Annotated in this window: 2 protein-coding genes and 1 pseudogene; all 3 read left to right on the forward strand. The window is 63.0% G+C overall.

What is annotated here, in order from left to right; genetic code table 11:
* Positions 1–165: 165 nt before the first annotated feature.
* The gene (locus GU927_RS20325; protein WP_161764228.1) at positions 166–2754 is read left to right on the forward strand and encodes a DUF7507 domain-containing protein; all 2589 of its coding nucleotides are present in this window, start codon (positions 166–168) and stop codon (positions 2752–2754) included.
* A 216-nt stretch (positions 2755–2970) separates the two neighbouring features.
* Positions 2971–3732, forward strand: coding sequence for a 2OG-Fe(II) oxygenase (locus GU927_RS20330; protein WP_161764229.1), 762 nt, complete (start codon positions 2971–2973; stop codon positions 3730–3732).
* A gap of 158 nt (positions 3733–3890) precedes the next feature.
* A pseudogene (locus GU927_RS20335) lies at positions 3891–4028 on the forward strand (phosphonate ABC transporter substrate-binding protein); the annotation flags it as partial.

Raw genomic sequence — 4028 nt, forward strand, 5'->3', positions numbered from 1 at the left:
TGCTCTCGACTGTAGACGGTAAGGCGGGCACCTTGGTGCGGGTTGTTCATCCTGCGGAATCCTCGGCTGGAGTTTGGCGATTGCAGCCTAACCCCGCTTCGGGTGAACAACCTCCCGAGAATTCACAGCTAGAGGTTCACCCAGTTGTGAATACGGAGCTGCACAATGAAGTGGAAATTAGGGGCGGCATTGTCAGTGCTGCTGTCGATGGCCGGAGTGGCAAATGCCGGTCCGACTGTCCGGTTCGAGGATGGCGCGTTTGGGGATGTCGGCCAGAATACAAACGTTTTGGCGGGGAAGCGGGTTTTCCCTGATCCCCTGCTGATCGATTATGTCGAAATCACCCAGCCGGGAACAGCGACCACGTTTGCGCTTCAGGGTAACGACCTGAAGGTCGACCTGATCATCAAGCCGATCGGTGCCTCCGAAATCATCATCCGCGACGCCATCATCAACTGGCGGACAACGCAGAATGGCAATGTCACGGGCTTTGGCATCGTGCCGCCGCCGTCCATCACGACGCCCATCGTCGATGCGGGGAACACCATTCTGTTCACGGTCCTTGGCGCCACTGCGACGGATGCGGGCACCAATATCTTCCTCGACCATCCGATCCGCAACGAGGGTCAGTTGACTGACCTTGATCCCGAAATTTCGGGCAACGCCGCGACCGCCAAGACCTTGCTTGCGGACCTAAACTCGCTGTTGGCACCGCCCGCCGGGACGCCCTCTCTGACCGTGCAGAAGACGGTCGATGACTCGGTTCCCGGAACGCTTTCCTACACGATCACGGTTACGAACACGACGACCGGCACAGACCCGGTAAGCCTTACCGGTATCGCTCTCAACGACCTCCTTACCGTCTCGGTCGCCAACGTGCCGGGCGCGCCTGTGGCGCTGGACGAAGGCGAACCCGTGGCGACTGGTACGGGCTCGGTCGATGCGGCTGCAGGCGACGGTGTGTGGGACGTTCTGGCACCCGGCGGATCCCTGACCTATACGATCGACGTGTTGGTCTCTGATTACCCCGGTGCGACGTCGTTCTCGAACCTCGCCACGGCGACGGCTGCCGGGTCGTTCTTCGACCAAAACCTGAACGGGATAAATGACGACAATCCGGTCGACCTGAATACCAACACAATTGCTGATGACCCGAACCCGGTCGGTCCGGGCGCGACGGTGGATTCCAGCACGGCCGGAAACTCGGTTCCCGGTGCGGGGAATGGCTCTCCGACCGTGACCGTTCTGGGCGCGGAAGAAATGACCGTGACCAAAACCGCTGATACCTCCGGTCTGCAAAAGCCGGTGCAGGTGGGCGATGTCATCGATTATCTGATCACGGTGGAAAACACCGGCGCGGTGACCCTGACCAATGTGTCAGTGAATGATGCGCTGACCTTGGACGAAGTGCAGCTGATCGATGGCGGTACCGACCTGTACGAGGATACCGATGTTCTCGATCCGGGTGAAACGCTCGCCTATGTCGCGAGCCATACCGTCACGCAGGCCGATCTTGCCGCCGGTTTGGTGAACAATACCGCCGTCGCAACAGCGGAATCGCCTGACAGCGTTTTCTCGGTCGAAAGCTCTGCCACGGGCAACGCCACGCCGGGCATCAACAACGGCACGCCCACCGTCGTGACCTTCGGCCTGATCGACCAGATCGAGGAGGATCTGCGCGATATCCTCGAGGCCGATCTGCGCCAGACCATTCAGATGCAGGCCGCCCGCTTCAGCCGTATGGCGAAAAGTGCGCTGGACCGGCTGAAGGAGGGGCAGTCGGATGAATGTGGCACCGTCACGCCGCTGGACGCCGATGGCAGCGCCTCGACCGAGGGTGGTACGCTGAATGCCAATATCACCGTCGAAGGGGAAACCGTCGACTGTGTGACGGGTGTGCGCCGGATCGTGACGGCGGATGTGACCAGTTCCACCATCGAAGGCATGGGCCAGCAGATTGCCGGGGCTTTCTCGATCCAGCGCGAGCGCTTTGCCGACGAGGACAGCGTGCGCGGCAGGTTCTGGGGTGGCTATGTCAGCTCGAACCAGATTTCGGGCCGTGGCGAGGGCAGCGTTCTGGGCTTTGGCCTGAATGCCGGCATCTATGGTGCGGACCGGCTGTCGTCGAGCCTGTACCTTGACCACTACCTTGCCGTGGCGGCCGGACGCCACAGCTTCGACCTTGCCTTCGGCGCGCGCGATCCGATCTCGGCGACGGGGGATTACACCTATCTCGCAGGTTTCGGCGGGTTGGCTCTGTCGGGATCGGTCACGTCGGGCAAGATGGAGATCGCACCGCGTCTGGCCATCGACGTCGCCTATGCGGCGGCAGGTGATGTGAACGTCGTTGCCCGCCAGTTGGGCCGGACCGAGATCGGGACGATCAAGCTGGCCGATTACGAAGGTGCGCGTGCGACGGCCGAGATCATCTTCTCGAATCTCGACGATGCGGCGGATGCCGACGGCTTCGAGATCGAGGCGGCGCCGCGCCTGTTCTGCGACTTCTCGCTCGGGGGCGGGCAGGCGGATAATTGCGGCTTCGGCGGCTATCTCAGCCTGAATGCCATCGGCGGGGCCGGTCTGGACTATGCCGCGCTGATCGACTTCGAAAGCAGCGAGGACCGTGATGCTCTGACCTTCTCTGTCGAGCGCAGTCAGGAGATTGCGAACGGGTCGGGAGCAATCGTGTCCACCATGGGCATGAGCGAGCAGGGCGAATTGTCCATCGGGCAGATGTTGAACCTGCGCTTCTGAGGCGCGAATAGAAGACAGCAAATGCCCCGCCCCGTGGCGGGGCATTTCATTTTTGCCGCCCTGTCGGGATTGTCGCGTCCCTGGTCTTGCGCCGCAAGGACAAGGCTTGATGTGGTCCGGGCGGCGCGGCCCGAAAGGGGGTATTGCCATATTGGTAATATTTTCTTGCCAATTCCGCCTGTCCGTGCGATCAGCCTGCAAAACGCGGGGTGTCGCATGTCCAGTCCTGTCCTTGATCGCACGCGGGTTGTCGCCCGTCTGACCGGCACCCTGCCCGAGGGGGGCTTCGAGGAGGGCACGCCGATCCATGCCGTCGACCTGCCCGATCTGCTGCGGCGCGAGGATGCGCCCGTCGCGACGCGGGACGAGATCGATCTGGGCGGCAAGCTTGCCTTTGTCATCGAGAATGTCCTCACCCGCGAGGAATGCGGGCGTCTGATCGCCGTGACCGAGACGCTGGGCTTTCGCGACGCGGCACCCGGGATCAACACGCCGCCCGGCATGCGGCGCAACAAGACGGTGCACTGGATCGCGCCCGCCGCGGTGATGGACGAGCTGTTCCGGCGCATCGCGCCGTTGCTTCCGCAGGAGCTGGACGGTCGCAGGCTGACGCCCGCGCTGAGCCACCGGATCAACACCTACCGCTACGACCGCGGTGACGAGTTCAACCTGCATATCGACGGCGACTGGCCCGGCTTCGGCCTCTCGCAAGACGGTCAGCGGATGGCGCAGTGGTCGGGCACGCATTCGATGCTGACGATGCTGCTTTATATGAACGGTGCAGAGGATGGCCTGCAGGGCGGCAGCACCACGCTTTACGATCAGGGCGAATTGCGCGCCTCGGTCACGCCGCGGACGGGCCGCGCGCTGTTCTTCCGGCACGGGTCCAACCGCGACACGGTCCTTCATGCGGGGGACCGGCTGCTGGGGAACGTCCCGAAATATGTCGCGCGCATCAATGTGATGTACGATCTCTAGTCCCGGCCCGCCGGGACCGCGCGAGAGCTGCGCCATGGGGCGGGCCTGTCATGGAACTGTCATCCAGCCTTCGCCCTGACGTTACACGGGACGTCTAGCAGGACGGCAGGCCTTGTCCGTACGGGGCAGGGCGGGCAGATGATGGAGATTGCTGCGACATGACCGTGTTCAAACTCACCCTTACCGCCACGGCGGTTCTTGCCACCTCGACCGGCCTTGCGCTGGCGCGGGACAATGTGCAGGTGGCGGGGTCCTCGACCGTGCTGCCCTATGCCACCATCGTGGCCGAGGCCTTT

Source organism: Paragemmobacter amnigenus, from assembly GCF_009908265.2.
GTDB classification, from domain to species: domain Bacteria; phylum Pseudomonadota; class Alphaproteobacteria; order Rhodobacterales; family Rhodobacteraceae; genus Paragemmobacter; species Paragemmobacter amnigenus.

Coding starts and splice junctions, on each gene's coding strand:
- GU927_RS20325 (WP_161764228.1), top strand. CDS start 166: ATGAAGTGGAAATTAGGGGCGGCATTGTCAGTGCTGCTGTCGATGGCC.
- GU927_RS20330 (WP_161764229.1), top strand. CDS start 2,971: ATGTCCAGTCCTGTCCTTGATCGCACGCGGGTTGTCGCCCGTCTGACC.